This is a genomic window from Bradyrhizobium sp. Kon69, from assembly GCF_055807515.1.
The window spans coordinates 1-278 of the sequence record NZ_JBVVOS010000320.1 but is presented as its reverse complement, the minus strand read 5'-3'; the positions used below and the strand labels follow the sequence as shown (position 1 = coordinate 278).

The following is a 278-nucleotide window of genomic DNA, read 5'->3' as shown; positions in this document are numbered from 1 at the left end:
TATAGCCGGATTTGTAATCCAGGCGCAGCGCTGTCGCAGCTTCGCGCAGATCGTTATTGCTGCCCGAACGGTTGTCTGCGCTGTAATACATGCTGCGCGAGCTGACGGACGCATGGCTGTCTTCAACAAAGCCGCTGTGCCCGTTACCCGTGCCCAAGGCGCCGAGCCCGCCGACTCCTTCGGCCGCGCCGCGGGCAACGTTAAATTCCGTATTTCCCAGACCGAGTTGCACGTTGGCGGCGGCCTGGCTCCGGTCCTGCCGATCCTGGTCTCGAACG

Annotated in this window: 2 protein-coding genes; one reads left to right on the top strand and one right to left on the bottom strand. The window is 62.6% G+C overall.

Translation table 11 applies throughout. From position 1 onward, the window contains the following. A partial coding sequence (locus AC0L3U_RS39310) for a hypothetical protein (RefSeq protein ID WP_473365108.1) occupies positions 1-91 on the bottom strand: 91 nt, incomplete at its 3' end. A gap of 21 nt (positions 92-112) precedes the next feature. Between AC0L3U_RS39310 and AC0L3U_RS39305 the strand changes: the two genes are divergently transcribed. Next, on the top strand, positions 113-278 hold a 166-nt coding region (locus AC0L3U_RS39305; RefSeq protein ID WP_473365107.1), incomplete at its 3' end, for an OprD family outer membrane porin.